This window comes from Streptomyces sp. URMC 126 (genome assembly GCF_051386555.1).
Lineage (GTDB): Bacteria > Actinomycetota > Actinomycetes > Streptomycetales > Streptomycetaceae > Streptomyces.
Window position 1 is genome coordinate 1 of sequence record NZ_JBPQTX010000083.1, and the last position, 24,494, is coordinate 24,494.

Annotated in this window: 23 protein-coding genes; 12 read left to right on the forward strand and 11 right to left on the reverse strand. The window is 73.4% G+C overall.

All coding sequences use genetic code 11. The annotated features are described in order from the left end of the window. Positions 1-252: 252 nt before the first annotated feature. Positions 253-702, forward strand: coding sequence for a MarR family winged helix-turn-helix transcriptional regulator (locus tag ACSNOK_RS13010; RefSeq protein ID WP_436780798.1), 450 nt, complete (start codon positions 253-255; stop codon positions 700-702). A gap of 6 nt (positions 703-708) precedes the next feature. On the opposite strand, the gene ACSNOK_RS13015 is transcribed toward ACSNOK_RS13010, so the two are convergent. Beyond that, positions 709-2,334 (reverse strand): peptide-N4-asparagine amidase, encoded by a 1,626-nt coding sequence (locus ACSNOK_RS13015; protein WP_436780799.1) that lies wholly within the window; start codon positions 2,332-2,334, stop codon positions 709-711. A 163-nt stretch (positions 2,335-2,497) separates the two neighbouring features. On the opposite strand from ACSNOK_RS13015, the gene ACSNOK_RS13020 reads away from it, so the two are divergent. Next, positions 2,498-4,375, forward strand: coding sequence for an ABC transporter transmembrane domain-containing protein (locus ACSNOK_RS13020; RefSeq protein ID WP_436780800.1), 1,878 nt, complete (start codon positions 2,498-2,500; stop codon positions 4,373-4,375). Further along, positions 4,372-6,150: an ABC transporter ATP-binding protein gene (locus tag ACSNOK_RS13025; protein WP_436780801.1), complete on the forward strand. Its 1,779-nt coding sequence runs from the start codon at positions 4,372-4,374 to the stop codon at positions 6,148-6,150. The genes ACSNOK_RS13020 and ACSNOK_RS13025 overlap by 4 nt, the downstream gene beginning before the upstream one ends. A gap of 331 nt (positions 6,151-6,481) precedes the next feature. Here the strand turns inward: ACSNOK_RS13025 and ACSNOK_RS13030 are convergent, their stop codons facing one another. After that, positions 6,482-7,795 carry a hypothetical protein gene (locus ACSNOK_RS13030; protein WP_436780802.1) on the reverse strand — a complete coding sequence of 438 codons (1,314 nt, stop codon included), beginning with the start codon at positions 7,793-7,795 and terminating at the stop codon, positions 6,482-6,484. 87 nt (positions 7,796-7,882) lie between these two features. Continuing rightward, the gene (locus ACSNOK_RS13035; RefSeq protein ID WP_436780803.1) at positions 7,883-8,668 is read right to left on the reverse strand and encodes a metal-dependent hydrolase; all 786 of its coding nucleotides are present in this window, start codon (positions 8,666-8,668) and stop codon (positions 7,883-7,885) included. A gap of 133 nt (positions 8,669-8,801) precedes the next feature. On the opposite strand from ACSNOK_RS13035, the gene ACSNOK_RS13040 reads away from it, so the two are divergent. Continuing rightward, the gene (locus ACSNOK_RS13040) at positions 8,802-11,315 is read left to right on the forward strand and encodes a DEAD/DEAH box helicase (RefSeq protein ID WP_436780804.1); all 2,514 of its coding nucleotides are present in this window, start codon (positions 8,802-8,804) and stop codon (positions 11,313-11,315) included. Between the two features lie 142 nt (positions 11,316-11,457). On the opposite strand, the gene ACSNOK_RS13045 is transcribed toward ACSNOK_RS13040, so the two are convergent. Continuing rightward, entirely contained in the window at positions 11,458-11,727 is a 270-nt protein-coding gene (locus tag ACSNOK_RS13045; protein ID WP_436780805.1) for a hypothetical protein, read from the reverse strand. 55 nt (positions 11,728-11,782) lie between these two features. On the opposite strand from ACSNOK_RS13045, the gene ACSNOK_RS13050 reads away from it, so the two are divergent. Together ACSNOK_RS13050 and ACSNOK_RS13055 are read left to right on the forward strand one after the other, a co-directional pair. After that, the gene (locus ACSNOK_RS13050) at positions 11,783-11,929 is read left to right on the forward strand and encodes a hypothetical protein (RefSeq protein WP_436780806.1); all 147 of its coding nucleotides are present in this window, start codon (positions 11,783-11,785) and stop codon (positions 11,927-11,929) included. 1,261 nt (positions 11,930-13,190) lie between these two features. Next, on the forward strand, positions 13,191-13,880 hold the full coding sequence (locus tag ACSNOK_RS13055; RefSeq protein ID WP_436780807.1) for a hypothetical protein: 690 nt from the start codon (positions 13,191-13,193) through the stop codon (positions 13,878-13,880). Between the two features lie 191 nt (positions 13,881-14,071). Here the strand turns inward: ACSNOK_RS13055 and ACSNOK_RS13060 are convergent, their stop codons facing one another. Beyond that, positions 14,072-15,409 (reverse strand): DUF6397 family protein, encoded by a 1,338-nt coding sequence (locus tag ACSNOK_RS13060; protein WP_436780808.1) that lies wholly within the window; start codon positions 15,407-15,409, stop codon positions 14,072-14,074. A gap of 201 nt (positions 15,410-15,610) precedes the next feature. On the opposite strand from ACSNOK_RS13060, the gene ACSNOK_RS13065 reads away from it, so the two are divergent. After that, positions 15,611-16,120 carry a hypothetical protein gene (locus ACSNOK_RS13065; RefSeq protein ID WP_436780809.1) on the forward strand — a complete coding sequence of 170 codons (510 nt, stop codon included), beginning with the start codon at positions 15,611-15,613 and terminating at the stop codon, positions 16,118-16,120. A 44-nt stretch (positions 16,121-16,164) separates the two neighbouring features. On the opposite strand, the gene ACSNOK_RS13070 is transcribed toward ACSNOK_RS13065, so the two are convergent. Next, positions 16,165-16,686, reverse strand: coding sequence for a roadblock/LC7 domain-containing protein (locus ACSNOK_RS13070; RefSeq protein WP_436780810.1), 522 nt, complete (start codon positions 16,684-16,686; stop codon positions 16,165-16,167). A gap of 133 nt (positions 16,687-16,819) precedes the next feature. Next, the gene (locus ACSNOK_RS13075) at positions 16,820-17,623 is read right to left on the reverse strand and encodes an alpha/beta fold hydrolase (protein ID WP_436780819.1); all 804 of its coding nucleotides are present in this window, start codon (positions 17,621-17,623) and stop codon (positions 16,820-16,822) included. Between the two features lie 241 nt (positions 17,624-17,864). Here ACSNOK_RS13075 and ACSNOK_RS13080 point away from each other — a divergent pair, with 241 nt between their 5' ends. From ACSNOK_RS13080 to ACSNOK_RS13095, 4 genes are all read left to right on the forward strand, one after another. Continuing rightward, complete coding sequence (locus ACSNOK_RS13080; protein WP_436780811.1) at positions 17,865-18,158, forward strand: hypothetical protein; 294 nt, start codon at positions 17,865-17,867, stop codon at positions 18,156-18,158. 200 nt (positions 18,159-18,358) lie between these two features. Then, on the forward strand, positions 18,359-19,240 hold the full coding sequence (locus ACSNOK_RS13085; RefSeq protein WP_436780812.1) for an alkaline phosphatase family protein: 882 nt from the start codon (positions 18,359-18,361) through the stop codon (positions 19,238-19,240). A 2-nt stretch (positions 19,241-19,242) separates the two neighbouring features. Then, entirely contained in the window at positions 19,243-20,550 is a 1,308-nt protein-coding gene (locus tag ACSNOK_RS13090) for an MFS transporter (protein WP_436780813.1), read from the forward strand. Next, the gene (locus ACSNOK_RS13095) at positions 20,547-21,575 is read left to right on the forward strand and encodes a TolB family protein (RefSeq protein ID WP_436780814.1); all 1,029 of its coding nucleotides are present in this window, start codon (positions 20,547-20,549) and stop codon (positions 21,573-21,575) included. The genes ACSNOK_RS13090 and ACSNOK_RS13095 overlap by 4 nt, the downstream gene beginning before the upstream one ends. A 67-nt stretch (positions 21,576-21,642) precedes the next feature. Here ACSNOK_RS13095 and ACSNOK_RS13100 read toward each other — a convergent pair whose 3' ends face one another. The 3 genes from ACSNOK_RS13100 to ACSNOK_RS13110 form a co-directional block, all read right to left on the reverse strand. Next, positions 21,643-22,041 (reverse strand): DUF2267 domain-containing protein, encoded by a 399-nt coding sequence (locus tag ACSNOK_RS13100; protein WP_436780815.1) that lies wholly within the window; start codon positions 22,039-22,041, stop codon positions 21,643-21,645. 64 nt (positions 22,042-22,105) lie between these two features. Continuing rightward, positions 22,106-22,495, reverse strand: coding sequence for a DUF2267 domain-containing protein (locus ACSNOK_RS13105; protein ID WP_436780820.1), 390 nt, complete (start codon positions 22,493-22,495; stop codon positions 22,106-22,108). A 94-nt stretch (positions 22,496-22,589) separates the two neighbouring features. Continuing rightward, the gene (locus tag ACSNOK_RS13110) at positions 22,590-23,024 is read right to left on the reverse strand and encodes an Hsp20/alpha crystallin family protein (RefSeq protein WP_436780816.1); all 435 of its coding nucleotides are present in this window, start codon (positions 23,022-23,024) and stop codon (positions 22,590-22,592) included. A gap of 124 nt (positions 23,025-23,148) precedes the next feature. Here ACSNOK_RS13110 and ACSNOK_RS13115 point away from each other — a divergent pair, with 124 nt between their 5' ends. Further along, positions 23,149-23,841 carry a type III effector protein gene (locus tag ACSNOK_RS13115; RefSeq protein ID WP_436780817.1) on the forward strand — a complete coding sequence of 231 codons (693 nt, stop codon included), beginning with the start codon at positions 23,149-23,151 and terminating at the stop codon, positions 23,839-23,841. A gap of 257 nt (positions 23,842-24,098) precedes the next feature. Here the strand turns inward: ACSNOK_RS13115 and ACSNOK_RS13120 are convergent, their stop codons facing one another. After that, complete coding sequence (locus tag ACSNOK_RS13120) at positions 24,099-24,281, reverse strand: hypothetical protein (protein ID WP_436780818.1); 183 nt, start codon at positions 24,279-24,281, stop codon at positions 24,099-24,101. Between the last annotated feature and the right edge of the window lie 213 nt (positions 24,282-24,494).

Here is a 24,494-nt window from a genome sequence, read left to right on the forward strand (position 1 = left end):
GGTCCATTCGGGTTCGTGGGGGCGCAAGGGGCTCCTTCGACGCGTTGCGGTCCGGTGGCACGTCCGGTGGGGAGAGCGGGCGGAGCGAGCCGGGCGGCGGCGCCCGGTGGGGCGGCACGGCGCGGCGCGATACGGCGGGGCACGGCGGCGCGCGCCCCGGCCTCGTGAGCCGGGGTATCGCCGAGCCTCGATGAGAGCATAGCTCACTGTTACCTATACTCACAATGCACTTGCTCTTGCTAATCTGGCCCGATGACCGTCCCCGACACGTCCGGACAGCTCGCCGAGCAGCTTCTGCGGCTGACCCGAAGGCTCAATCGCGCGCAGAAGCGCTATCTGGACCCGGTCGGCATCACGCCCGCCCAGTCCCGCCTGCTGCGGTCCGTCGCGCACTGCGAGGAGCCGCCGCGCATGGCCGACCTGGCCGAGCGGCTGGAGGTGGTGCCCAGGGCGGTCACCACCCTCGTCGACGCGCTGGAGGCCAACGGCGCGGTGCGCCGCGTCCCCGACCCCTCCAACCGCCGGGTGATAAGGATCGAGCTCACCGAGCAGGGCCGGGAGACGCTCCGCGCGATGCGCGAGGCCCGGCGCGCGGCGGTGGAGGAGATCCTGTCCCCGCTGACCGCCGGGCAGCGGGAGCAGCTCGGCGGCCTGCTGGGCGAGCTGATGCGCGGGCAGCTCCCGCACCATCCGCCGCGCTGACCTGCGTCAGCAGCGGTTCGAATCCTCCGTGAGCGCGCCTTGGGCGGTGGCGATCGTCCGGTCATGGCAGAGCCCCGGGCCGGTCAGACGATAGCGCTCGCGCGAGACGCCGGTGGCGTGCCGCTGATCGCGCGGCACGTCCCGGTTGTAGGAGGCGTCGCCGGTGTAGGTGTCGTCCAGCCGCGACCAGCCGGTCCGTACGCCGTCGCGCAGGGTGACGCTCTCGGCGCGGTCGGCCGTCGTCAGCACGGTCCGCAGGCGCGGCCCGGTGGCTCCGGTGATCTCGCCGTCCAGGGTGTAGGCGCGCTGGGTACGGGTGCTCGTGGCGGGGCCGCGGCCCCGCACGGTGACCGTCTCGTCGTCGGTCCACCGGGCGCGCAGCCCGTCCGTCCCCTCCCCGTCGGTCCAGTGGTGCGCGGAGGAGGCGCCGACGGTGCGGCGCACGGTGGTCGCCACCCTCCCGTGCGAGGTGTCGAGGTACCCGGAGACGGTCAGGGAGTGGCCGCCGTCGGCGGTGAAGCGGTGGGTCGCGCCGGGGGTGTACGCCGTGTGGTTCTCCGGCGTGCTCTCCGTGTGCCCGGTGAGTCCGCCGGTGACGCGAGTGGCCTTGGCGTCCTGCCAGACGAGGATGTTGGTGGGGGTGCTCCAGCCGCTCTGCCCCGCGGGGACCCCGGCGACCGAGACGGTGATCCGGTGCGGCCGGCCGTCGTTCAGCAATCCGGCGAACGGGGTGAGGTCGTACTCCAGCGGACGTACGTCGAAGGCGCGCGGGGCCGGGATCACGTACCAGAGGAAGGGGTTGGACCGGCCCCCGGTCCAGATGGTCGGATGGGGTGCGGCGATTCCCGCCGGCCGGCCGTCGACGGCCACCCTGACCTCGCGGTACGGCCCGTCGGCGGCCTTGCAGGAGTACGGCGCCGCGTCGGGCACGGTGAGATACCAGAACTCCTCGCAGCCGCCGCCGGACCCGGTCGCGTAGACCTCGGCGACGATGCGCTCGCTGTTGCGCGGCGTGGTCACCGTTCCTTCGTAGGCCGTGCCCGCCTCGTGGGCGCCGTCCAGTGTCAGCACCCGGTCCGGGGTGGCGGCCGGCCGCGTCCGGCCTTCGGCGGCGTAGAAGGTCAGGGTCGCCTTGACCTTGATGACGCCGGTGTACGTCTCGTTGACGAGGTTGCCGATGAGCATCTCGACGGGCTGCGGCGAGCGCAGGGTGGCGGCGTACCGCGTGACGTCCTTCTCGACCTTCCAGGCTATGCCGTCCGGCGACGGCTCGGGGGTGGAGGTGCGCAGTACCTCGACGCCGCCGACGCGCAGGTAGCCGAGGCGGTCGTACTGGCGGCCGGCGACCGACCCGTCGAGGCGCAGGACGACCTTGTTCCAGCGGTCTCCGCAGCCCTTGGGGGGCGTGTAGGTGCTCTTGTAGGGCGTGTAGTCGCGGAATTCGGTGTCCGCGAGGGTCACGGTGCAGGAGGTGGTGTCCGGGACGGCCACCGGGGGTGCGGCGGTGACGGGGTCGTGCCAGTCGGTGCCGAACTCGGCGGGCGGTTCCGGCGATCCCGCGGCCACGGCCGGGCCGGTGCCCAGGGCCAGGGCGGCGGCGCCGGCGCACAGTGCGCGCAACAGTCGTCTCATGCGGCAGGAGTGAAGCGCGTCGCCGCGCGACGCACCAGTAGAGCTTTGGCCTGATGCTCGCGTGTCGTGCGGGGCGCCGAAATTCGGTTGAACTCGGCGCGGCGGGCGAGCGACGCTGGCACGGCTGGTCTTCTTCCTTCCCCCTTCGCGCCCTTGGGACGTCATGCGTATTCGCGATCTCCCCTATGCCGATCCCGGAGTGCCGGACGTCCGGTCCGGCCCACGGCTGTTGTGGTGGCTGAGCCGTCGCCAGCTCGGCGGGCAGTCGGCGGCCCTGGGCTGGGGGGTGCTGCACATGGCCGCCGTGGCCCTGTTCCCGCTGGCCGTGGGCATGACGGTGCAGGCCGTGGTCGACCGGTCGGGATCCCGGCTCGCGCTGGCGGGCGGCCTGATGCTGCTGCTGGGCGCGCTCACCGCGCTCGGCGACACGATGCTCCACCGGGTGTCCGTCACCAACTGGATCACCGCCGCGGCCCGGTTGCAGCAGCTCCTCGCCCGCAAGGCGGCCGAGTTGGGGTCGGCGCTGACGCGACGGGTCGCGGCCGGTGAGGTCGTCACGGTCTCGACGGCCGACGTGGAGCACATCGGCTGGTTCGTGGAGACCCAGTCGCGCTTCCTCTCGGCGGTGGTCACCACGGTCGCCGTCTGTGTGGGCCTGGTCTTCTACCAGCCGGTCCTCGGCGCGGTGGTGGCGGTCGGCGTGCCGCTGCTGGTGCTGGCCGTCCTGCCGCTGCTGCCGCCGGCGACGCGCCGGGCGGACGAGCAGCGGGAGTTGGCGGGCCATGCCACGGAGCTGGCGTCGGACACGGTCGCGGGGCTGCGGGTGCTGCGCGGCATCGGCGGCGAGGAGCTGTTCCTCACCCGCTACCGCCGGGCGTCGCAGGAGGTCCGGGGGGCCGCCGTGCGCAGCGCCCGGATGTGGGCGCTGATCGCGGCGGTCCAGGTGCTGCTGCCGGGACTGCTGATGATCGCGGTCGTCTGGCTGGGGATCGGGCTGGTGCGCGACGGCCGGGTGGCCGTCGGCGAGTTGGTGACCGTCTACGGCGTCGTCACGTTCCTGCTCTTCCCGCTGCGGCAGGTCGAGGAGGCGGCGATGGCGTACTCGTTCTCGCGGCCGTCGGCCGACCGGGCGGCCCGGCTGCTGGCGCTGCGGCGTACGGACGCGCCGGTCGGCGACGGTCCCGATTCCGGTTCCGGCTCCGGCCGTGCGCTCGGCGGCGACCTCCACGACCCGGTGACGGGACTGCGGGCGCGGGCGGGTGAGTTGACGGCGGTGGTGTGCGGGGATCCGGACGCCGCCGGACTGCTCGCCGACCGGCTCGGCGGACACGCGCCGCAGGCCGCGGCCGGGACGCCGTCGGTACGGCTCGGCGGCGTGGCCCTGGACGAGGTGCCGCTGGCGGCCGCCCGCGAGGCGGTGCTGGTGCAGGACAAGGATCCGGTGCTGCTCTCCGGCACCCTGGCCGAGCTGCTGGACGTACCGGCGTCGGGCCGGGTGTCCCCGGAGGCCGCGCTGGCGGCGGCGCGCTGCGACGACGTCCTGGACTCGCTGGCGCGTTCCGCGGCGGATCCGTCCGGTGGTGCCATGAACGCCCACATCACCGAGCGCGGCCGGTCGTTGTCGGGCGGTCAGCGGCAGCGGCTGGCGCTCGCCAGGTCCCTGGTGGCGGATCCGGAGGTGCTGGTGCTGGACGAGCCGACGTCGGCGGTGGACGCGCACACCGAGGCCCTGGTCGGCGAGGGCGTGCGCGCCCTGCGCAAGGGGCGCACGACGGTGGTGTTCACCTCCAGTCCGCTGCTGCTCGACCGGGCGGACCGTGTCGTGATGGTGCGGGACGGCCGGGTGGTGGCCGTGGGGCGGCACGACGAACTTCTGCGCACGGACCGGGCCTACCGCACCGCGGTCACCCGCGAGCCGGACGAGGGCTTGGACGAGGGCTTGGACGACGGCACGGGCGCCGGCTCGGGCGGCGCCCCGGACGCCGTCCTCACGCGGGCGGTCAGCGCATCGGCGAACGGACGGATCGGGGACTCGGAATGATCGGTGTGACACCGCCCGCCCACGACCCGGCGGCCCCGGAGTCCGCGACCACCCTGCCGGTCGGCGGGCCGGCGACCGTACGCCGCTGCGTACGGGAATTGGCGCGCCGGCACCGGCGTGCGCTGGTCCTGCTGGTCGTCGTCAACTCCGTCGCCGTGACGGCGTCGATGGTGGGCCCGTACCTGCTGGGCGGCCTCGTCGAGGACCTGTCGGACGGCGCGGCCGTCCGCCTGGGGCCGGTGATCTCCCTGTTCGCCGTGGCCCTGGCGGTGCAGACGCTGTTCACCCGCATGACGCGGGTGCGCGGCGCGATGCTCGGCGAGGAGATGCTCGCCGACCTGCGCGAGGACTTCCTCGTCCGCTCGGTGCGGCTGCCGCCGGGCGTCCTGGAGCGCGCGGGCACCGGTGACCTGCTGTCCCGGATCACCACCGATGTCGACCGGCTGGCGAACGCCATGCGGGAGGCGGTCCCCGAGCTGGCGATCGGCGTCGTCTGGGGCGCGCTGCTGCTGGGCGCCCTGACGGTGACGGCGCCCCCGTTGGCACTGGCCGTGCTGGTGGCGCTGCCGCTGCTGATCGCCGGCTGCCGCTGGTACTTCCCGCGTGCCCCGCGCGCCTACCGCGCGGAGGCGGCGGGCTACGCCGCGGTCTCCGCGTCGCTGGCGGAGACAGTGGACGCCGGGCGGACCGTCGAGGCGCACCGGCTGGGCGCGCGCCGCGTGGCGCTGTCGGACCGGCGAATCCTGGAGTGGACCCGCTCGGAGCGGTACACCCTCTGGCTGCGCACGGTGTTCTACCCCGTGGTCAACATGACGCACGCGCTCGTGACCGGTTCGGTGCTGCTCCTCGGCGGGGTCTTCGTCCTCCAAGGGTGGATCTCCGTCGGCCAGTTGACGACCGGCGCGCTGTTCGCGCAGATGCTGACCGAACCGGTGGGGATCGTGCTGCGCTGGTACGACGAGCTCCAGGTGGCCCAGGTGTCGCTGGCCCGGCTGGTGGGCGTCCGCGAGATCGAGCCCGCGGGCGGTGACGAGACCGTCCGCCCCGAGGGGCGGGCCGTGCGGGCGGACGGGGTGCGCTTCGGCTACGCGCCGGGGAACGACGTGCTGCACGACGTGTCCCTGGACGTGCCGCCCGGGACGCGGGTGGCGCTGGTCGGTCCGTCCGGTGCGGGCAAGTCGACGCTGGGCCGGTTGCTGGCGGGCATCTACGCCCCGCGTTCCGGTGCGGTGACCTTGGGCGGCGCCGAGCTGTCCCGGATGCCCGCCGAGCGGGTGCGGCAGCACGTGGCGCTGGTCAACCAGGAGCACCACGTCTTCGTCGGCTCGCTCCGCGACAACCTGCTGCTCGCCCGGTCCGGCGCCGGTGACGAGGAGTTGTGGACGGCGCTGAAGGTGGTGGACGCCGAGGAGTGGGCGCGGGCGCTGGAGAAGGGGCTGGACACCGAGGTGGGCTCCGGCGGGCTCGCCCTCACCCCGGCCCAGGCGCAGCAGATCGCGCTGGCGAGGCTGGTGCTGGCCGACCCGCACACGCTGGTGCTGGACGAGGCGACGTCGCTGCTGGACCCGCGGGCGGCCCGGCGGCTGGAAAGCTCCTTGGCGAAGGTACTGGAGGGACGGACGGTGGTGGCCATCGCGCACCGGCTGCACACGGCGCACGACGCCGACGTGATCGCGGTCGCGGAGGACGGCCGGATCAGCGAACTGGGCAGCCACGACGAGCTGGTCGCGGCCGACGGGACGTACGCGGCGCTGTGGCGGTCCTGGCAGCGGTAGGCACGGCTCCGGCCGGCCGGAGGACGGCGGTTCCGGAGCGTACGCGGTGTCACCGGCCGGCAGGACACGTCCGTGCCGGGACCGTTCAACGCAAGCAGCACCCGGCGCCGTACCCGCGGCACGTCATTCCCAGACGGTGAGCCCGACCGGCCCGCCCTCGACAACCGGCACGCCCGTTTCGGTCCCGGCGGCCGGTACGGGCGCCACCATCGTCCTCCCGCTCGGGCGGGGGCTGGCAGGGCGCCGGCCGCGCCCGCGCCGCACGAGGTCCGCCATCCGGCGGTCGACCGCGCACGGCGGGCAGGCCGCCCGTCGGGTAAGCCGCCCGGCGTCAGGCGCCGTCCGTCGCCGGCACGCGGCTGTCGTCGTCGCCACCGGGCTTCGGGCGGGGGCGGCCCGCTGTCGCCCTGGCGAGGAGTTCGCTCACCGGGCCGGTGAAGCGGCGGCCTTCCACGAGGCGGCAGGCGATGGTCCAGGCGCCGGGGTCGTCGCCGAGGTAGTGGTCGACCGCTTCCGTGATGCCCCGGACCAGCCGTCTCGGCCCTCGCCCGTCGTCCTCCGTGATCACGCACTTCCCCGGCTGCCGGCGCGCGCTCCCGGGCAGCCCCGCCGCGTCCCGCAGCAAGAGGCCGGCGGGGTGCGCCAGGCCGAGGACGTCGCCGACCTCGACCCCGGTCTCGTCGACGTACGAGAAGGGCCCCGCCAGGGAGCGGTCCGGCCGCATCGGCAGGGTGCGCAGCAGGTGCAGGCCCGTGGGCCGGTCGGACAGCAACCGGGACCACAGGAACGTGTCCGCCCAGCGGGTCGCCATCAGGACGCGCAGGTCCATCGGACACCGGGGGTGGGCCACGATCTCGGGGGCCTGTTCGCGCAGGCCCGGGCCGTCGGCGTCCGCGTCCGCCGCCTGCCGTACGGCGTGCCAGTCGATCGCGATCCACCGCTGATCGGGCTCCGGGTCGGGCTCCGCGGCGAAGCCGCGGAAGAGGCGGTCGCGGCCACGCCGGTCGGCGGCCAGGGCCGCGCGGAGCGCCCGTACGCTCCGTTCGCGCAGGGGCGTCTCGAAGGCCGGGCGGACCGGGGCGAGGAGCGCCCGGCCGCCCGCGGCCACGACCTGCCCGAGCAGGTCGTAGCGGTCGGCGCGCGCCAGGACCATCCCGGCCGACAGCTGTTCCCCGGCGTCCAGGTGGACGCGGTCGCGTCCGTAGCCGGGCCGGGGCCAGTCGGGCAGGAGGGCCCGCAGCCGCAGCAGCGGGTGGGCGGCGAGGAGGAAGTCGCGAGGGGAGGGGGCATCGGCGAAGGGCCAGGGGGCTTCGCCATCGCGCCAGGCCGCCAGGAACGGCGGGAGGTCGGCGCGGGCGAAGTACCCGGCCAGGGAGCCGGGGTGGAAGCTCGTCGACGCGCGCGCCCACTCCTGCCCGGGGTCTCGCAGCAGTTCCTCGAACGACGCGCGGCCCCGCTCGGCCCGCTCCTCCTCTTCGGCCGCCTGCCGGGCGTGCCGGCGTATCGCGCGGTTCTTCTCCCACAGTCCCCTGGGGAGCGGATCGCGGGGGCTGGTGATCAGGCGCAGCCGGGTGGCGACTTCGGTCACCAGGTCGAGAGAACCGGCGTAGTACAGCAGGGAAGGGATCGGGGCGGCGGCGGGCATGCGGCCACCGTAGGGGCACGGTCCGACGGGGCGTCAAGATCCCCGCGCGGTGCCGGGGGGTGGTCCGGCGGCCGTTCCGCCGGGGTCTCAGACGAGGTCGAGCGCGCCGAGTGCCCCTATCCCGCCGAGCACCATGAAGAGCGGCATCAACACCTTGATCTCCACCTTGCTGCCGGCCCGGAACCGCATCGCCTTCGGCGGTCCGACCGGGTACCAGCGCTTGCGGGCGATGGGGAGCGGCCAGAGGATCGGGCAGCCGGAGACGGTCAGGGCGTCCCCGATGTCGTGGACGAGGGCGCCGAGCACGATGGGCAGGCCCAGCCAGAGGTAGGGGTGGTCGGCGAACAGCCAGTCGGATCCGTTGCCGGGCCGGTCGAGCACGCCGGCGAGGATCCAGGCGCTGGTGGCGCCGAGCAGCCAGACCAGGACGTCGCTGGAGGTCCGGGCCATCCGCCAGAGCAGTCCCTCGACGGCGAGCACCAGGTGGACGAAGAGGATGCCGAGCACGGCCCAGCGGTCGCCTCCCATGGCCAGCGCCGAGGCACCGGCGCCGATCAGCACCGCCCAGACCGCGGTGTGGGTGAGGGTGCGGTGGCCTCCGTTGCGCCGGGGGTCTCCCTTGCCGCGGGTGGCCTTGTAGACGCTGTGGGAGAGGGCGTCGATGACACCGCAGAGGATCCGGGATATCGGGCCGAAGGAGCGCGATATCGTGGCCGATTTGTGATCGAGGTCCGGGGCGAGGGCGGCCCCGGCACAGATCAGGGCGCCGACGGCGAGCACCGGCCAGGGCATCGGATGTCCGGCGCCCGCGGCGGCGGCTCCCACCCCCAGCCAGGCCGCGGCCCCGGAGAGCGAGTGCGCCGGTCCCATCATGGTCGTTCCGCCCCTTCACCGCCGGCGCCTTTCCCTTTCTGACGCCGTGTCGGCGACTCAGCGTAATGCCCGGATGATCATCGTTCGACCGGCCGGTTCCCTGATCCGGGCCGGGGCCAGGCAGTATGGGGGTGTGACCCTTATCGATCAGATGCCGAGCCATGCCGACCCCGATGCCCTCTTCGAGGCCTTCTCGACCTGGGCCGAGGAGCGGGGCATCACGCTGTACCCCGCCCAGGAGGAGGCGCTGATCGAGGTGGTCTCCGGGGCGAACGTGATCCTCTCCACGCCGACCGGCTCGGGCAAGAGCCTGGTGGCGGCCGGGGCCCACTTCACGGCGCTCGCCAACGACCAGGTGACCTTCTACACGGCGCCGATCAAGGCGCTGGTGTCGGAGAAGTTCTTCGACCTGTGCAAGATCTTCGGCACCGAGAACGTCGGCATGCTCACCGGTGACGCCTCCGTGAACGCCGACGCCCCGGTGATCTGCTGCACGGCCGAGGTGCTGGCCTCGATCGCCCTGCGGGACGGCAAGGACGCCGACATCGGCCAGGTCGTGATGGACGAGTTCCACTTCTACGCGGAGCCGGACCGCGGCTGGGCGTGGCAGATCCCGCTGCTGGAGCTGCCCCAGGCCCAGTTCATTCTGATGTCGGCGACGCTGGGCGACGTCTCGCGGTTCGAGGAGGACCTGACCCGCCGCACCGGCCGGCCCACCGCGGTCGTGCGCTCGGCGACCCGGCCCGTCCCCCTGTCGTACGAGTACCGCACGACGCCGCTGACGGAGACGCTGACCGAGCTCCTCCAGACCCGGCAGGCGCCGGTCTACATCGTCCACTTCACGCAGGCGGCGGCCGTCGAACGGGCGCAGGCGCTGATGAGCATCAACATGTGCTCGCGCGAGGAGAAGGACGAAATCGCCAAGCTGATCGGCAACTTCCGGTTCACCACCAAGTTCGGGCGGAACCTGTCCCGGTTCGTCAAGCACGGCATCGGCGTGCACCACGCGGGCATGCTGCCGAAGTACCGGCGGCTGGTGGAGCGGCTGGCGCAGGCCGGACTGCTGAAGGTGATCTGCGGTACGGACACCCTGGGCGTGGGCGTCAACGTGCCGATCAGGACGGTGCTGTTCACCGCACTCACGAAGTACGACGGCCAGCGGGTGCGCACGCTGCGGGCGCGGGAGTTCCACCAGATCGCGGGCCGCGCCGGACGGGCCGGCTTCGACACGGCGGGCTTCGTGGTGGCCCAGGCCCCGGACCACGTCATCGAGAACGAGAAGGCGCTGGCCAAGGCGGGCGACGACCCGAAGAAGCGCCGCAAGGTGGTCCGCAAGAAGGCGCCGGAGGGCTTCGTCGGCTGGACCGAGAACACCTTCGAGAAGCTCATCGCCTCCGAGCCCGAGCAGCTCACCTCCCGGTTCCGGGTCACGCACGCGATGCTGCTCGCGGTCATCGCACGGCCGGGCAACGCCTTCGAGGCGATGCGCCGGCTCCTGGAGGACAACCACGAGCCCCGGAAGAACCAGCTCCGGCACATCCGCCGCGCCATCGCCATCTACCGCTCCCTGCTGGACGGCGGTGTGGTGGAGCGGCTCGACGAGCCCGACGCCGAGGGCCGTATCGTCCGGCTGACGGTGGACCTCCAGTCGGACTTCGCGCTCAACCAGCCGCTGTCCACCTTCGCCCTGGCCTCCTTCGAGCTGCTGGATCCGGAGTCGCCGTCCTACGCGCTCGACATGGTGTCGGTCGTGGAGTCGACGCTGGACGACCCCCGGCAGATCCTCGCCGCGCAGCAGAACAAGGCGCGTGGCGAGGCCGTCGCGGAGATGAAGGCCGAGGGCATCGAGTACGAGGAGCGGATGGAGCGGCTGATGGACGTCAGCTACCCCAAGCCGCTCGAAGAGCTGCTGACGCACGCCTACGACGTCTACCGCAAGAGCCACCCCTGGGTGGGCGACCACCCGCTGTCGCCGAAGTCCGTCATCCGCGACATGTACGAGCGGGCGATGACCTTCACCGAGTTCACCTCGTACTACGACCTGGCGCGTACCGAGGGCATCGTGCTGCGGTACCTGGCGAGCGCGTACAAGGCACTGGACCACACCGTGCCGGACGACCTGAAATCGGAGGACTTCGAGGATCTGATCGCCTGGCTGGGCGAGATGGTGCGGCAGGTCGACTCCAGCCTGCTGGACGAGTGGGAGCAGCTCGCCAACCCGGAGGAGGAGACGGCCGAGGAGGCGCAGGAGCGCGCCGACCAGGTCAAGCCGGTCACGGCCAACGCCCGCGCCTTCCGGGTGCTGGTCCGCAACGCGCTGTTCCGCCGCGTCGAGCTGGCCGCGCTCGACCGGGTCGGCGAGCTCGGCGAGATGGACGCCGAGTCCGGCTGGGACGAGGAGCGCTGGGGCGCCGCGATGGACGGCTACTGGGACGAGTACGACGACCTCGGCACCGGACCCGACGCGCGCGGCCCCAAGCTGCTGCGCATCGAAGAGGTACCGGAGGACGGCCTCTGGCGCGTCCGGCAGACCTTCGCCGACCCCAACGGCGACCACGACTGGGGCATCTCGGCCGAGGTGGACCTGGCGGCGTCCGACGAGGAGGGCCGCGCGGTCGTCCGCGTCACGGACGTGGGCCGGCTCTGACGGCCACCGGCTCCACCCGGAGTCGGCCCAGGCCCGGGCCGACTCCGGGGAGCGGTGGAACCCTCGGGCTGCCGGTGGTACCCGACCGCGCTGTACGTGCTGTGCGACGCGTTGCGCCGGGCCCGGCTGTGAGGTGAGGGTGTCAGACGAGGGAGGGACCGACTCCGCTGATACCCGCGATACTTGCGACTGGGGCAAAGGCGTTGCTCAGGCCGTTCATCAGTGAATCTCCGACGACGTCGAGAGCCTGGTTGGACGACTCGTCGCGGTTCTGGCCTCCGCTGTCACCCAGCCCGAGGATGCCCCCGGTGACGGTCGTCACGGGGTTTTCGTCCGCGTGGGCTGTGCCGGAGAAGGACAGGACGGCCCCGGCGAGGGCGAGGGCCGCGAGTGTGCGCTTGACGTTGTTCATATGGTGCCAACGCCGATGGGCTGCCCGGGTTACGCGGGGCCCGCGGCGGTGCCTGGTGAGCGGCGACTGGTCCACCGGCACCCGCCGTACCCAGCTCCCGCGTAACTGGCCGCGCATCCGCGCCTACGCCGACGTCCAGTGCTCCCTGGGCTTCACCGGCCCGGACGCCGACGGCATCCCCCGGGCCCGCGTCCCCGCGTAAGCTCCTGACTCCCGCCCCGTCGAAGGCGAAACCGACGCTGCCGCAGACGCCGGCCCCGGCCGAGCCGGTGCAGCCGCGACCCGCCAAGCCGTCCGCTCCGCCGGAGAAGGCCAAGCCCGCGTCGGCCGATCCGCTGAGCGAGGGGCTGTGAACGGTGGAGAAGAACGCGGACGGCTCGATCACCTTCCGCCCGATCAAGCCGTCCCCGAAGAAGGACGCTGCCCGCGCCGATCTGGTGCGCGCCGTGCCCGAGCTGGTGACGGCAGCATGAGCCAACGCGACTCCCTCGGCGTCAGCATCTCCGCCCGCGTGGGCCTCCGCGACGACGTCCGCGGCCTGCCCCCAGACCCAGACCACCACGCCCGCCGAATTCGCCGACCACGAGACACGGCTACGGGCCATCGAACGCTGGCGCTACGCCGCGCCCCTGGCCGGCGTCTCCGCCCTCGGTGCGGACATCGCCGAGGCCATCCGCGTGACCGGAAAGGCGTGATCACGAGAGACGACATCCGAGACAACCCCGTGATGGTGCGCGCCATCGTCATGGCCGCCCTCTCCCTGCTCGGAGCGTAGGTTCCCGCCCCCGCCGGCATAGGCCACACCGAACCCATGGTCGGTGCCGTCGTGGCCGCCGCGACGCTGTTCCTCGGCACGGAGCGCGGGCCCGCGTCACCCCCAGCCACCGCGCGGTGCTCCGTGAGGAAGCCGAGGCCCTCCTGGGCCCAGGCGGTTGTTCCCGTCGAGGAACCTGCCATTTCTCTTGGCAGCAAGAAGGTGCTGGGGAACCATAGGAGTTATCGGCTGACGCCGTAGAGATCACCACGTCGTGTCGAGATCCCGGGAGGGGACATGATGCGAGCCACCCCGAGCACTGCCCGGGCCAGCCCCGGGCATCCAGCGAAGGCGCACACCACGGCCGGCGAAGCAACGTCGCCCACGTTGTATCTAGGCGACTGACCTCCGGCCGGGGCCGGCGTCTTCCGAACGCTCGGGAGTCGACTGGTGACCGATGCCATCCAGGCGATCGCAAGCCTGATCGCTGCTATATCAAGTCTGCTGGTTGCGTTGCCCACGGTGCACTCGTGGTGGACGAACACCCGTCGCGGACACGGCGAGTAGCCAATATCGAGCAACGACGGCGGACGTTTCACCTTATGAAGCCCTCGCCCTACGGCGGGGGCTTCACTGTTCTCTCCTGTGCGCGGAGCATCAGACTGTGCCCCTCCCGAACCCAACCCTCGCGACGGTCGAGGGAAGGGGAATGGTGCGAGACATCGGGATCATCGGGCGGGCCCGCAGCGGCAAGGACACCATGGCCGCACGGCTCGTCACAGCTCACGGATTCCGGCGCGTGGCTCTGGCCGACCCGCTCAAGGACATGCTCCTCGGCATGGACCCCGTGATCGCCCCGGCAGGGCGGGAAGGCAGCGCCCTGCGTCCGGCCGAGGCGGTGGGCCGGCTGGGCTGGGAGGCAGTCAAGGAGCGCTATACCGAGGCCCGGCGCTTCCTGCAACGGCTCGGCGCCGAAGGCGTACGCCACCACATCAACGCGGACCACTGGGTCGACGTGCTCCTCCACGAGGCCGGCACCACGTACCGGGCAGGGGATCTCCGTCCCGTCGTTGTGCCGGACGTCCGCTTTGAAAACGAGGCCCACACCCTGGCCGACCCCGGCTTCATCTTGTGGTTCGTCGACCGGCCCAGGGCCGCAGACGCAGCGCACGAGTCCGAGCGGCTGTCCCTGAACCAAGGCGAGCTGCTCATCAACAACAACGGAACACTCGCCGCCTTGCACCACCAGGTGGACGCGGCCATCGAACAGACCAGGGAAAGCCGATGCGACACATGCTGCTCAAGCTCCTGCGGGCCGTGCCCGCCGAGAACGTACGCCACATGCACTCCGCCATCGGCTTCGCCCTCGGTTTCGGCACCCCCTTCGGCATCAAGGTAGTTCGCTGATCCGTTCGACGGAGACCGCCTCCACAGCCGGCCGCACGCCCCGGCGAATCACCTGGCCGAGCCAGCCCGCCCGTACGGCCGCCCAGACCCGGCCTGCCCGCCGCACCGGCACCGTCGGCTCCCCCGTTCGGCCCGCGTAGTGGCCCACCGCGCCAGGGCCGGCCGGCGGCGGTGCGGCACGGCTCAGCCTTCGCGCTCCGGCGCACCTCCCTTCACCCGACCGTACGCGGCCACGGGGTGCGGCACCATCGGGCGTCCGACGTCGTGCCTCCGCGGACGTCCGGGAACCGTTCGCCTTCGCCCTTCCGGACGTGTCCTCCCGGCAGGGCGCTCTCGTCGGGCCGCCGCCCGCGGCCGTTCGGCACGCCCGAGGAACCGTTCGAGGGTCCGCCGCACGGAACGCATTCCACGGCCGCCCGGCGACGGTAGGGGGATGTTGACGGCCGGCGCGCTCCTCCCCACGCGGGCAACGGGCGTACCGCTCGGCGAGCGCGGGATCGACGCCGCCCCGCCGGCCGCCGGGGAGGCTGCCGCTCGCTCCCTCCCGACCGCGTCCGGCCCGTCCGCCGACGCGGGCACGGGCGGCTCGTCACGGGCGCCCGGCGCGGTGTCGGCAGTCGTCGGGTCCGTACGTTCCAAGCGGGCGAACCCGCTGACCGGCAGCGCCGGTTGACGCATCGCGGCGCCCCGGACACCCGCACCCGCACCCGCACCCAGTACAGCCCCGCCCTCGGCCCTCTCCCGCCCCGGCGGCGACCCGCACGCCCGGGCCTCGGCCACCGCTGACGCCACCCGTGCCTGATATCGCGCGATCTCCTCGGGACCGTCGGCGAACAGCAGCCCCTCCACCGCCGCGCGGCCGGCCGGTGCTTCCGGCCGGACGGTGGTGAGTGCCGGGCGCAGGGCACTCACCCATGCTCGGTCGGCCGGGTCCGGGACGGCCCGTACCAGTCGGTCCGGAGGGAGCACAGCGGCGACGGCCGCCACGCGCTGCCATGGATCCTCCGCCTGGGCTTCGAGCTGTTCGACCCGCAGACCGCGCCAGCGTTCTCCCCGCCGGTCTCCGCCGCCGCCCGTCGGCGTGCGGAGCTCGGCCGGGAGTCTGCCGGTCAGCAGGGCGGACCGGCGGGTGACGAAATCGGTCACGTCCGACGCGAGGTACTGCCAGACGACCGCCCCGTAGCGGTTGATCCAGAACCGCACCGGGACGAGCAGACCGCTTCTGGCCAGCCGGGTGAAGCGTGCAGGGGCGATGCCCGCGAGCTCGGCACCCTCCTTCGTGCCGACCGTCCGCAGACGGCCTTTGAGGGCGTCGGGAAACCCGTCGGCCGACCGGTGCCGCTCGATGTCCTCCCGCCGGATCCGCCGGGGGCTCCCGGGACCCCACCCGGCCGTCGTCCGTACCTCAGCCAGTTGTACGGCGAGTTCCAACTCGCCCGCTTTCAGCCCGAGCTCCCGCGCCGCCCTCCCGAAGGGGACACCGCTCTCCGCCACGCCGCCGGACACGCACCGACCCGTCATGACACTCTCCCGCCACTCGTCGACTACTCACAGTGACGAATGTAGAGGAAGGGTCTGACAACGCCCCATGCGTCCCTCCCGTCACGGCACGGACCGTCGTTCCGGCCACTCCGACCCACCGCCTACGCCGATACCGGCCCCGCCACCGTCGGCACCACCGGCCGTGACGGTACATACCGCCTGTGCGGTACAACGGCTGCCATGACGGTCTTCCTCTGCGCGAAATGCGGTGCCGAGCTCACCCCTGACCTGCGACGGCTCGCGCAAGTCCCGGACGTCTCCACGCATGACAAGGACCGCGACAGCGTGACCGGACTCGCCCCGTCGACCGTCCCGCGCGGCGCCTATGTCATCGATCGCGAGCCCTGGGGCGCGCCCTTCGTGACCCCTGAGGCTCAGGACGCGGACGCCCGGGCCATGGGCACGCGCGGAAGTCGTGGACCTCTCATGCCGCCCGGGATGACCGACATGGTGCCCCGAGGCCCCCAGGGCTCCGTGATCGTGCACCCGGAGGATGTGCGCGGCCTGCGGCCGGCCGAGTCCCTCGGCATCCATCACGGGTGCTGCGGACCACTCGGTACCGGAGGCCCCAACATGGCCTGCGCGTGCGGAGCGTTCGTGGCCACCCTCGCCGCCGACTGCATGGGCCCTCACGAACTGCGCCTCCACCCGCTCCGGGTGTACGCCTTCCCCGCCGGCACACCGACGTGAGCGCGGGGCGCCGGGCATCCGCCGCCCCCGCCCCTGTCCCGCTCTCACCCGGGCCGGACGCACCACTCCCCCGGCCCCTGCGACGGATCGTCCGGGCCCCGCACGGCGCCCGTTCCCGCGCCTCCCGGCGGGCGGGAGCCGGCCCCGTTCCGCGCCTGTCCCGCCGTGGCCGCCGCCACCCGGTCGGCCAGCACGGTCATCTCGTAGGCGATGTGCCCGATGTCGGCCGCCCCGCCCGCCAGTACGCACAGGCAGCTCTCGTCCCCGGCGGCCGACACGAAGAGCACACCACCATCGAACTCGATCATGGTCTGCCGTACCCGGCCCGCCCGGAACTGCCGCCCGGTGCCCCGGGCGAGGCTGTGCAACCCCGCGGCGACCGCGGCCAGATGCTCGGCGTCCTCCCTGGTCAGCCCTTCGTCGGCGCCCCTCACCAAGCCGTCGTTGGACAGCACCAAGGCGTGCCGTATGCCGTCGGCCCGCCGTGTCAGTTCGGCGACTATCGCCGCGAACCCCTCGCCGGAGTCCTCGCCGGACCCCGTACCCATCCCCGTGCCGAGCCCCATGCGCCGCCTCCCGCTCCGCGTTCCCGGCAGTGTCGTGCAAGCCTCGCTCACCCCGTCGGCGGACGGCAAGCACGCGGTTCCGGGTGGTTCTCGGGACGAGGGGAGGCTGCGGATGCGCGGGCCGGGCAAACGATCAGCGGCCGGCCGCGAACGCCTCCGCGCGGCCGACGAACTCGCCCCCCGCGTCCCCGGCGACCACCGCGGCGAAGGCGTCCGGATTGTCGAACATCATCACGTGCCCGGCGTCCGGCACGGTCCTGACGACCACACCGGCCCTCTCCAGCCCCTCCCGCCCCGCGAGTTCGCCGCTCCACGCGCCCTGGAGGTAGACGCGGGGGATGCGCAGGCCGGTCAGCATCGACCGCATCGTCGGCCGCGTGCCGCGGACCAGCCAGGTGGCGCTGCGGTGCAGCGCCGTCGGATCGGCCAGGCGCATCGTCGCCGCCCAGACCCCTCCGACCCGTTCCAGCGTCTCCTCGAAGCCCCCACCGCGCACAAACGTTTCCTCGGTGTAGTTCGCGATGCCACTGCTTCCCGCGGTCGCGGGCGGGTACGGATCGAGGTTGGCCTCGGCGAGGACAAGGCGGGAGACGAGGCCGGGCCGACGGTGGGCGAGGACGACGGCGACCGCCCCTCCCATGCTGTGCGCGACGAGTTCCGCACCGCCCGCCCCCGCCGCGTCCAGCACGGCTCCGAGCGCGTCGGCGTGCTCTTCCAGGGTGTAGCCGAAGTCGGCGGGCCGGTCGCTCGTTCCGTGCCCGGGCAGGTCGACGAAGAGGGAGCGCCGCCCCCGGAGAGCCGGGTGCGCGGCGATATGGGCGTGGTACACGGCGGAGGCGGCGCCGAGTCCGTGGACGTACACCAGCGGCGCTCCGTCCCCCCGCGCCTCGGTCCACCGGATCCGCGCCCCGCCGGACGTGAACTGCGTCTCCCGCATCGTCATGCACCGCCCCTTCCTCGACAAGTCGTTCGCGCGAGAGCGCGATCGCCGCCCACCCCGGTGGCGGCAATGACATCGTAGGTCGTTTCGACATATCTCGCATCCGCCTTAATACCCTCCGGCCTGGCAGGCGGCCGCCCGCGGACACCCCTGCCCTGTCCTCGGGTTCAACTCCCCGTGAACCGGGCACACTTGCACAACCGCAGGAAGAGCCGCTCACCGGGGGCAGGTGATCCGCGTGTTCGACAGGCTTCGCAGGCACTTACGGCCGACCGGGCAGGGTGAGGGCGCGCCCCAGCGCCACCCGCCGGAGCGACAGCACAACCTGTTCGAGGCCGCGGCCGTCTACGTCGCGGCCTGCGCCGAGAACGACCCCGACCGGAGCGCCGAGGCCGCCCGCTGGGTCTCCCCCGAGGCGCTGAGCTTCGGGGTGAACGAGCTGGCCTGCCGCGCCCTCGTCGCGCTCGCGCGGGAACGCGGCACGTCACCACAGCATGTGGCGCGGAGCCTGCTCGGCCTTCCCGCCGCCTGATATCCCCCGCCCGACGGCTCCTTCGGGCGCCTGGCGGTTCCTTCGGGGGACGCGGTCCGGGCCGCCGTCCATCCCCGCCTCGGAGGCCGTTCCCCGGCACGTCACCACGATGACGCGTCCATGCCACACCGCACGCCTACGCTGCCCACGCGCCCCTCCGCTCACCAACGCCCCTCCCCTCCCCCCACATCGGAGACCCCATGCCCCTCGCCTCACGCCCCCACAGACGTCATCTCGGCGCCCTCGCCGCCGTCCTCGGGCTGGCCGCCGGTTCCCTCGGCCTCTGGTCGGCCACCTCCTCCGCGTCCCCCACGGCGGCCGTCCCCACCCCGGACCACGTCGTGGTCGTGGTGTTCGAGAACCACGCGTACGGCCAGGTCATGGGCTCGTCCTCCGCCCCCTACCTCAACTCCCTGGCGGCGGGCGGCGCCAGCCTCACCGCCTCGTACGCCGAGACTCACCCCAGCCAGCCCAACTACTACGCCCTCTTCTCCGGGGACACCCAGGGCGTCACCGACGACAGCTGCGTCGAGACCGGGTTCAGCGACGCGCCCAACCTGGCCACCGAGCTGGTCGCCGAGGGCAGGACGTGGGCGAGCTACAACGAGGGCCTGCCGGCCGAGGGTTCGACCGTCTGCAAGAGCGGCCGGTACCGGCAGAAGCACAACCCGTGGTTCGGCTTCGGCAACGTGCCCACCAGCACCGCGCACACCTTCGCCGCGTTCCCGACCGACTACGCCAAGCTGCCGACCGTGTCCTTCGTGGTCCCCGACATGTGCAGCGACATGCACGACTGCTCCGTCTCCACCGGTGACACCTGGCTCAAGAAGAACCTCAAGGGCTACGCGGACTGGGCGAAGACCCACAACAGCCTGCTGCTCGTCACCTTCGACGAGGACAACCGGCTGAGCGGCAACCGGATCCCGACCGTCCTCTACGGTCAGCCGGTCAAGCCCGGAGCCACCTCCGCGACCACGTACAACCACTACGACGTGCTGCGCACGATCGAGGACATGTACGGGACCGCGCACGCCGGGAACGCGGCGCGCGGCAAGGACATCACCGGCGTCTGGAACAGCTGACCGTGTACCTCGCGGACAGCCGTACCGCGCCGCCGACCACCGCGCCGTCCACCGCCGCTCCCGCCGGCCGGGCCGGGCGGTACGCCGCCGTCCCCGGCACGGTGCTCGTGCTGGGGACGGTCAGCCTGGTCACGGACGTCTCCTCGGAGATGGTCACCGCCGTCCTGCCGCTCTACCTGGTGGCCGGCCTGGGCCTCTCCCCGCTCGGGTTCGGGATCCTGGACGGCGTTTACAACGGCGTCAGCGCCCTGGTCCGGCTGCTCGGCGGCGGGCTCGCCGACCGCGGCGCGGGGCCCAAGGCCGTGGCCGCTGCCGGCTACGGCCTGTCGGCGCTCTGCAAGCCCCTGTTGCTCGCTGCGCACACCGTGCCGCTGATCGGCGCGGTGCTCGCGACCGACCGCGCGGGCAAGGGGCTGCGCACGGCGCCGCGCGACGCCATGATCTCGCTGGCCTGCGAACCGGCCCAACGGGGACGGGCGTTCGGCGCGCACCGCGCGATGGACACGGCCGGTGCGCTGCTCGGCCCGGTGGCGGCGTTCCTCATCCTCCGCGCGGCGGCCGGGGGGTACGACGCGGTGTTCACCGTGAGCGGGTGCGTGGCGGCACTCGGCGTACTCGTCCTGCTGCTGTTCGTCCCCGGGCGCTCCGGTACGCCGGAGCGGACGTCCGGCCGTACGGCGCGCCGTTCTCCGCGCGCCCCGGCGCGTGCGCTGCTGCGACGGTCCGAGGTCCGCCGGCTGGCCGGGTGCGCGACGCTGTTGGGGCTGACGACGGTCAGCGACTCGTTCCTCTATCTGACGCTGCAACGCCGGCTGGATCTGTCGGAGTCCTGGTTCCCGCTGCTCCCCCTGGCCACGGCGGCCGCCTTCCTGCTGCTGGCGGTGCCGGTGGGGGCCCTGGCCGACCGGTTCGGCCGTCGCGGGTGCTTCCTCGGCGGCCACCTCGCGCTGCTGGGGGCGTATGTGCTGCTCGTCGCGCCGCTGGGCGACTCCCCGGCGCTCGCCGGGGTGGTGCTCGCGCTGCACGGGTCGTTCTACGCGGCGACGGACGGCGTGCTGGCCGCGGCAACGGCCGACGCCGTGCCCGAGGCGGTGCGGGGCAGCGGGCTGGCCGTGGTGCAGACGGGTCAGGCGGGGGCCCGGTTCGTCTGTTCGATCGCGTTCGGCGCGGCGTGGACCGCCTGGGGTGACCGTACGGCGCTGGGCCTTGCGGCCCTCGGGCTGGCCGTCTCGGCGCTGGCGAGCGCGCGGCTGCTGCGGCCCGGCGCACGGGTGAGCGGGCCCGACGGCGGTGGGGAGGAGGTCCGTTGAGACGTGCGCACCGGATCGTGATCCTGCTCGTGGCGGTCCTCGTCTTGGGCGGCGTGGCCCTTGGCGCGACCCTGCGGGCGGCGGACCGCGCGGCGGAGAAGGACCGCGTCCAGGCCGGGGGACCCGAGGTGCGCTCCGGCGACGTGGTCCTCGGCACGCCGGGCCGTACCATCTTCCGCAACATGGCCTGGGGTCCGCACCGGGACGAGCTCACCTCGGTGGCCGGGGCGGACCCGTCCGGCCCGCGCACCGCCTCGGGCGTGCGGTGCCTGCGGTTCCACTCCGACGCGGGCACCGGCGTCTGCCTCCAGGCGGTGCGCGGGGCGCTCCGGGACGGCTACCGCGCCGTCGTGCTCGACGCACGGCTGCGGGAGCTGGGGCGGTACGACCTGGCGGGCATTCCGAGCCGGGCCCGGGTGGCGCCCGGCGGGCGGGTCGTGGCGTGGACGGTCTTCGTCAGCGGCGACTCGTACGCCGGGAGCGCCTTCTCGACCCGCACCTCGGTCCTGGACCTCCGGACGGGCCGGCTGGACCGGAGCCTGGAGTCCTACCGCTTCATCCTGGACGGCAGGGAGCACCGGGCGGCCGACCTCAACGTATGGGGCGTCACCTTCGCCGACGACGACCGTTTCTACGCCACGGTCGCCACCGGCGGCCGGACCTACCTGGTCCTCGGCGACCGCGCCGGGAAGACCCTCCGCGCGCTGCACACCAACGTCGAGTGCCCCTCACTCTCCCCCGACGGCACCCGGGTCGCCTACAAGAAGCGTGTCGCGGGCGCCTCGTCGGACGCGCCCTGGCGGCTGTACGTACTCGACCTGCGGACGCTGCGGGAGACCGCGACAGCGGAACGGCGCAACGTGGACGATCAGGCCGTCTGGCGCGGCGGGCACACTCTGGTCTACTCGCTGCCCGGCGACTACGGCTCCGATCTGTGGACGGTGCCGGCCGACGGTTCAGGACGCCCGCGGACGCTGATGGAAGCGGCCCTGGCCCCGGCGTTCACCCCGGCCTCACCGGGGTGAACGCCGGCCGGAGGACGCGCACACCGGGGTGACGATGACCCGGACGACGGCACGGGCCCCGCCGTACTCAGGCCGCCGGCACCAGTTCGGCGCGGCCGAAGAGGAGCGCGTAGCCCCGGGGCAGCTGGGCGAGGATCCGGCCGGTGAGGTCCTCCCCCGCCGTGTCGGCGAGCTCGGTGAGGACGGTGCCCGCGGCCCAGCGGGCGGTGGGCGGCGGGACGGACCCCAGCGCGGCGGCGACCGCGTCGACGAAGCCGGGCGCGGTCAGCGGCTGGGTGAGCGGGATGCTGCCCGCCAGCACCGCGCCGGCCTCGGGAGGCAGGAGCGCCGCGAGTTCGCAGCGTTCCTCACCGGTGACGTGGCCGCCCAGGACGCCGAGGACCGCCCGCAGGACGTCCTCCGCCTCCCGGTCGGTGGTGTACCGGCCCGCGGTGCGTATCCGCCGCACGAGGTCGTGCCAGGTCATGCGTTCCGATTCCTTCCTGTTCACGGTCGGTGCTCCGGGCCGTGCCGGGGCGGCGCGAGGGCGGTCACACCGCCCCGGGACGGCCGAAGAGGAGGTCGTAGCCCGGCGGGAGTTGGAGCAGGACGCGCCGCATGAGATCGGCGTCGGCGGCCTCGGCCACCACGCTGAGGACGGCGCCGGTGTCCCACAGGGCCGTCTCCTCGGTCGCCCCCTCGATCCAGGCCGCCGCCGCGCGGACGAACCGTTCCGCGCTGAGCGGTTCGGCGGCCGGCAGCGGGTTGAGGAGGATCAGGGCGTAGGTCTCGGGCAGCCGGGCGGCCAGCCGGTTCCGCTCTTCCCCCACCAGGTGTGCGCCGAGCAACGCGAGGACGACCCGGGCCGCCCGGTCCGCTTCCTGCCGCGACGCGTACGCGCCCCGCTCCCGGACCGCCTCCAGGAACGCGTCGTTCCTCATGTGCGTCACCGCCGCCTCCTCGGGTGCGCGCTCGGCGGACGGGCGGGCGGGTACGGGCCCCGCCCGCCGCGCCCTCCGCCCGGTGTTCGCGGCGTCAGCCGCTGATCTGCTTGTGCTGCTCCCCGCCGGTGATGGTGATCTTGCGGGGCTTGGCGCGCTCGGCGATCGGGATGCGGAGGGTCAGCACGCCCGCCTCGTAGTCGGCCTTGATCCGCTCCGTGTCGAGCGTGTCGGCGAGCATCACCTGGCGCGAGAAGACGCCCAGGGGCCGCTCGGACAGCTCCATCTGCACGTTCTCCGCCTTCACGGCCGGCCGGCGCTCGGCCTTGACGGTCAGCATGTTCCGCTCGACGTCGATGTCGATGGCGTCCGTGGCGACACCGGGGAGGTCCAGGGCGATCACGTACTCGTCGCCCTCACGGTAGGCGTCCATCGGCATGGGGGACGGCCTCGACCACGTACCGGTTGTCCCCAGGAGCTGCTGGGTGAGCCGGTCGAGCTCGCGGAACGGGTCGGTGCGCATCAACATCGGGAAACACCTCCACTGGTTCGGGCACTTGCCAATGCGCTTCACCTGCTCCCGTTGTAGCATGTCATCGGAATGATGACAACCGAGATGTCATCGAAAGGGTGACATCCGGGAGGGAGACGCAGTGTCCGAACCAGCCGACCGCCCTGAAGCGTCCCCGGCCCCCGGGCCGGCCTCGCTCCTGGCCGCCGCGGCGGCCCTCAACACCATCGACCAAGCCGTGCGCGGCGCGGGAAGCGCGTCCCGGGAGGAGGACGCCGGAAGCGATCCGGGTGCCGGGCCGACCCAGGTGGAACAGGCCCTGGCCACGCTTCTGCTGCTGCGCGAAGTACGTCATCAACTCGCCGAGTGGGAGCCGGGTCTCATCGAGGCCGCCCGGGACGCGGGCGCCAGCTGGGCCGATCTCGCCCGGCCGCTGGGCGTGACCAGTCGCCAGGCGGCCGAGCGCCGCTACCTGCGGCTCCGCCCCGACGTCACGGGCGCCACCGGGGAGCAGCGGGTCAAGGCCACCCGGGACCGCCGCGCCGCCGAGCGCACGGTCACCGCCTGGGCCCGTGACAACGCGGCCGACCTGCGCCGGCTCGCCGGCCAGATCACGTCCCTCCCCGGGCTGCCCGCCGAGGCCGCCGCCCCGATCGGCCATCTGTCCCGTGCCCTGGCCAAGGACGACGCGGCCCACCTCGTCGGCGCCCTGGCCGACACCCATCCGCACCTGCGCGACGAGCACCCCGATCTCGCGGCGCGCGTGGACGCGGTCACCCGGCACACGGACAGGCTGCGCCAGGACAGCGACGTACGCCGCAGACAGCCGGGCTGACCGGGCCGGGACTGACCGGTCTGGGGGCGGACGGACGCCCGAGAGGACGGAGAACACGGCCGGCGCGCCCGGCACCGCGGGCCGACGCCGACCGTCCTCGCATACAGCGCTCGCCGCGGTCCGCCGTCTCGACGCTCGCGCACGCCGCCCGCCCGGCACCTCGACGCTCGCGCGCACGCCGCCATCGGACGCTCCGGCGTCCACGGCGCGCGAATGATTGATCCGGCGCCCGAAGAGGGCCCGGACCTAACGGGGGTCTAACGCCCCAGTTCCTTCCGCGACACCCGGCGCAGCCGCTTGCGCTGCGCGGGGTCGAGCAGGAGGTACGCGCCGACGGGCACGCCCACCATCACCAGCACCGCCAGCCAGAAGGGCAGCACCAGCAGGAGGAGCGCTCCCACCGCCACACCACCGGCGGCGACCTTCGCCCTGCCGCTCATCTCCGTGCCTCCTCGCGCTCCGACCGGCCGCTACGCCCGCACAACGCGCGGCATCCGCGCCCGGTTCCCCTCCAGTGTGCACCGGGGGCGATCGCCCGGCCCCCCTCGCGGGCGGTCCGGGCCGCCCGCCGTGTACCCTCGGCGGCGGTCAGGGTGTGCGGTGGGGTCACGGAGCGGTGCGTTCCTCGGGCCGGCCGGGTCGCGCGCGGCGGC

Coding starts and splice junctions, on each gene's coding strand:
- ACSNOK_RS13010 (WP_436780798.1), top strand. CDS start 253: ATGACCGTCCCCGACACGTCCGGACAGCTCGCCGAGCAGCTTCTGCGG.
- ACSNOK_RS13015 (WP_436780799.1), bottom strand. CDS start 2,334: ATGAGACGACTGTTGCGCGCACTGTGCGCCGGCGCCGCCGCCCTGGCC.
- ACSNOK_RS13020 (WP_436780800.1), top strand. CDS start 2,498: ATGCGTATTCGCGATCTCCCCTATGCCGATCCCGGAGTGCCGGACGTC.
- ACSNOK_RS13025 (WP_436780801.1), top strand. CDS start 4,372: ATGATCGGTGTGACACCGCCCGCCCACGACCCGGCGGCCCCGGAGTCC.
- ACSNOK_RS13030 (WP_436780802.1), bottom strand. CDS start 7,795: ATGCCCGCCGCCGCCCCGATCCCTTCCCTGCTGTACTACGCCGGTTCT.
- ACSNOK_RS13035 (WP_436780803.1), bottom strand. CDS start 8,668: ATGATGGGACCGGCGCACTCGCTCTCCGGGGCCGCGGCCTGGCTGGGG.
- ACSNOK_RS13045 (WP_436780805.1), bottom strand. CDS start 11,727: ATGAACAACGTCAAGCGCACACTCGCGGCCCTCGCCCTCGCCGGGGCC.
- ACSNOK_RS13055 (WP_436780807.1), top strand. CDS start 13,191: ATGGTGCGAGACATCGGGATCATCGGGCGGGCCCGCAGCGGCAAGGAC.
- ACSNOK_RS13060 (WP_436780808.1), bottom strand. CDS start 15,409: ATGACGGGTCGGTGCGTGTCCGGCGGCGTGGCGGAGAGCGGTGTCCCC.
- ACSNOK_RS13065 (WP_436780809.1), top strand. CDS start 15,611: ATGACGGTCTTCCTCTGCGCGAAATGCGGTGCCGAGCTCACCCCTGAC.
- ACSNOK_RS13070 (WP_436780810.1), bottom strand. CDS start 16,686: ATGGGGCTCGGCACGGGGATGGGTACGGGGTCCGGCGAGGACTCCGGC.
- ACSNOK_RS13075 (WP_436780819.1), bottom strand. CDS start 17,623: ATGCGGGAGACGCAGTTCACGTCCGGCGGGGCGCGGATCCGGTGGACC.
- ACSNOK_RS13085 (WP_436780812.1), top strand. CDS start 18,359: ATGCCCCTCGCCTCACGCCCCCACAGACGTCATCTCGGCGCCCTCGCC.
- ACSNOK_RS13100 (WP_436780815.1), bottom strand. CDS start 22,041: ATGACCTGGCACGACCTCGTGCGGCGGATACGCACCGCGGGCCGGTAC.
- ACSNOK_RS13105 (WP_436780820.1), bottom strand. CDS start 22,495: ATGAGGAACGACGCGTTCCTGGAGGCGGTCCGGGAGCGGGGCGCGTAC.
- ACSNOK_RS13110 (WP_436780816.1), bottom strand. CDS start 23,024: ATGTTGATGCGCACCGACCCGTTCCGCGAGCTCGACCGGCTCACCCAG.
- ACSNOK_RS13120 (WP_436780818.1), bottom strand. CDS start 24,281: ATGAGCGGCAGGGCGAAGGTCGCCGCCGGTGGTGTGGCGGTGGGAGCG.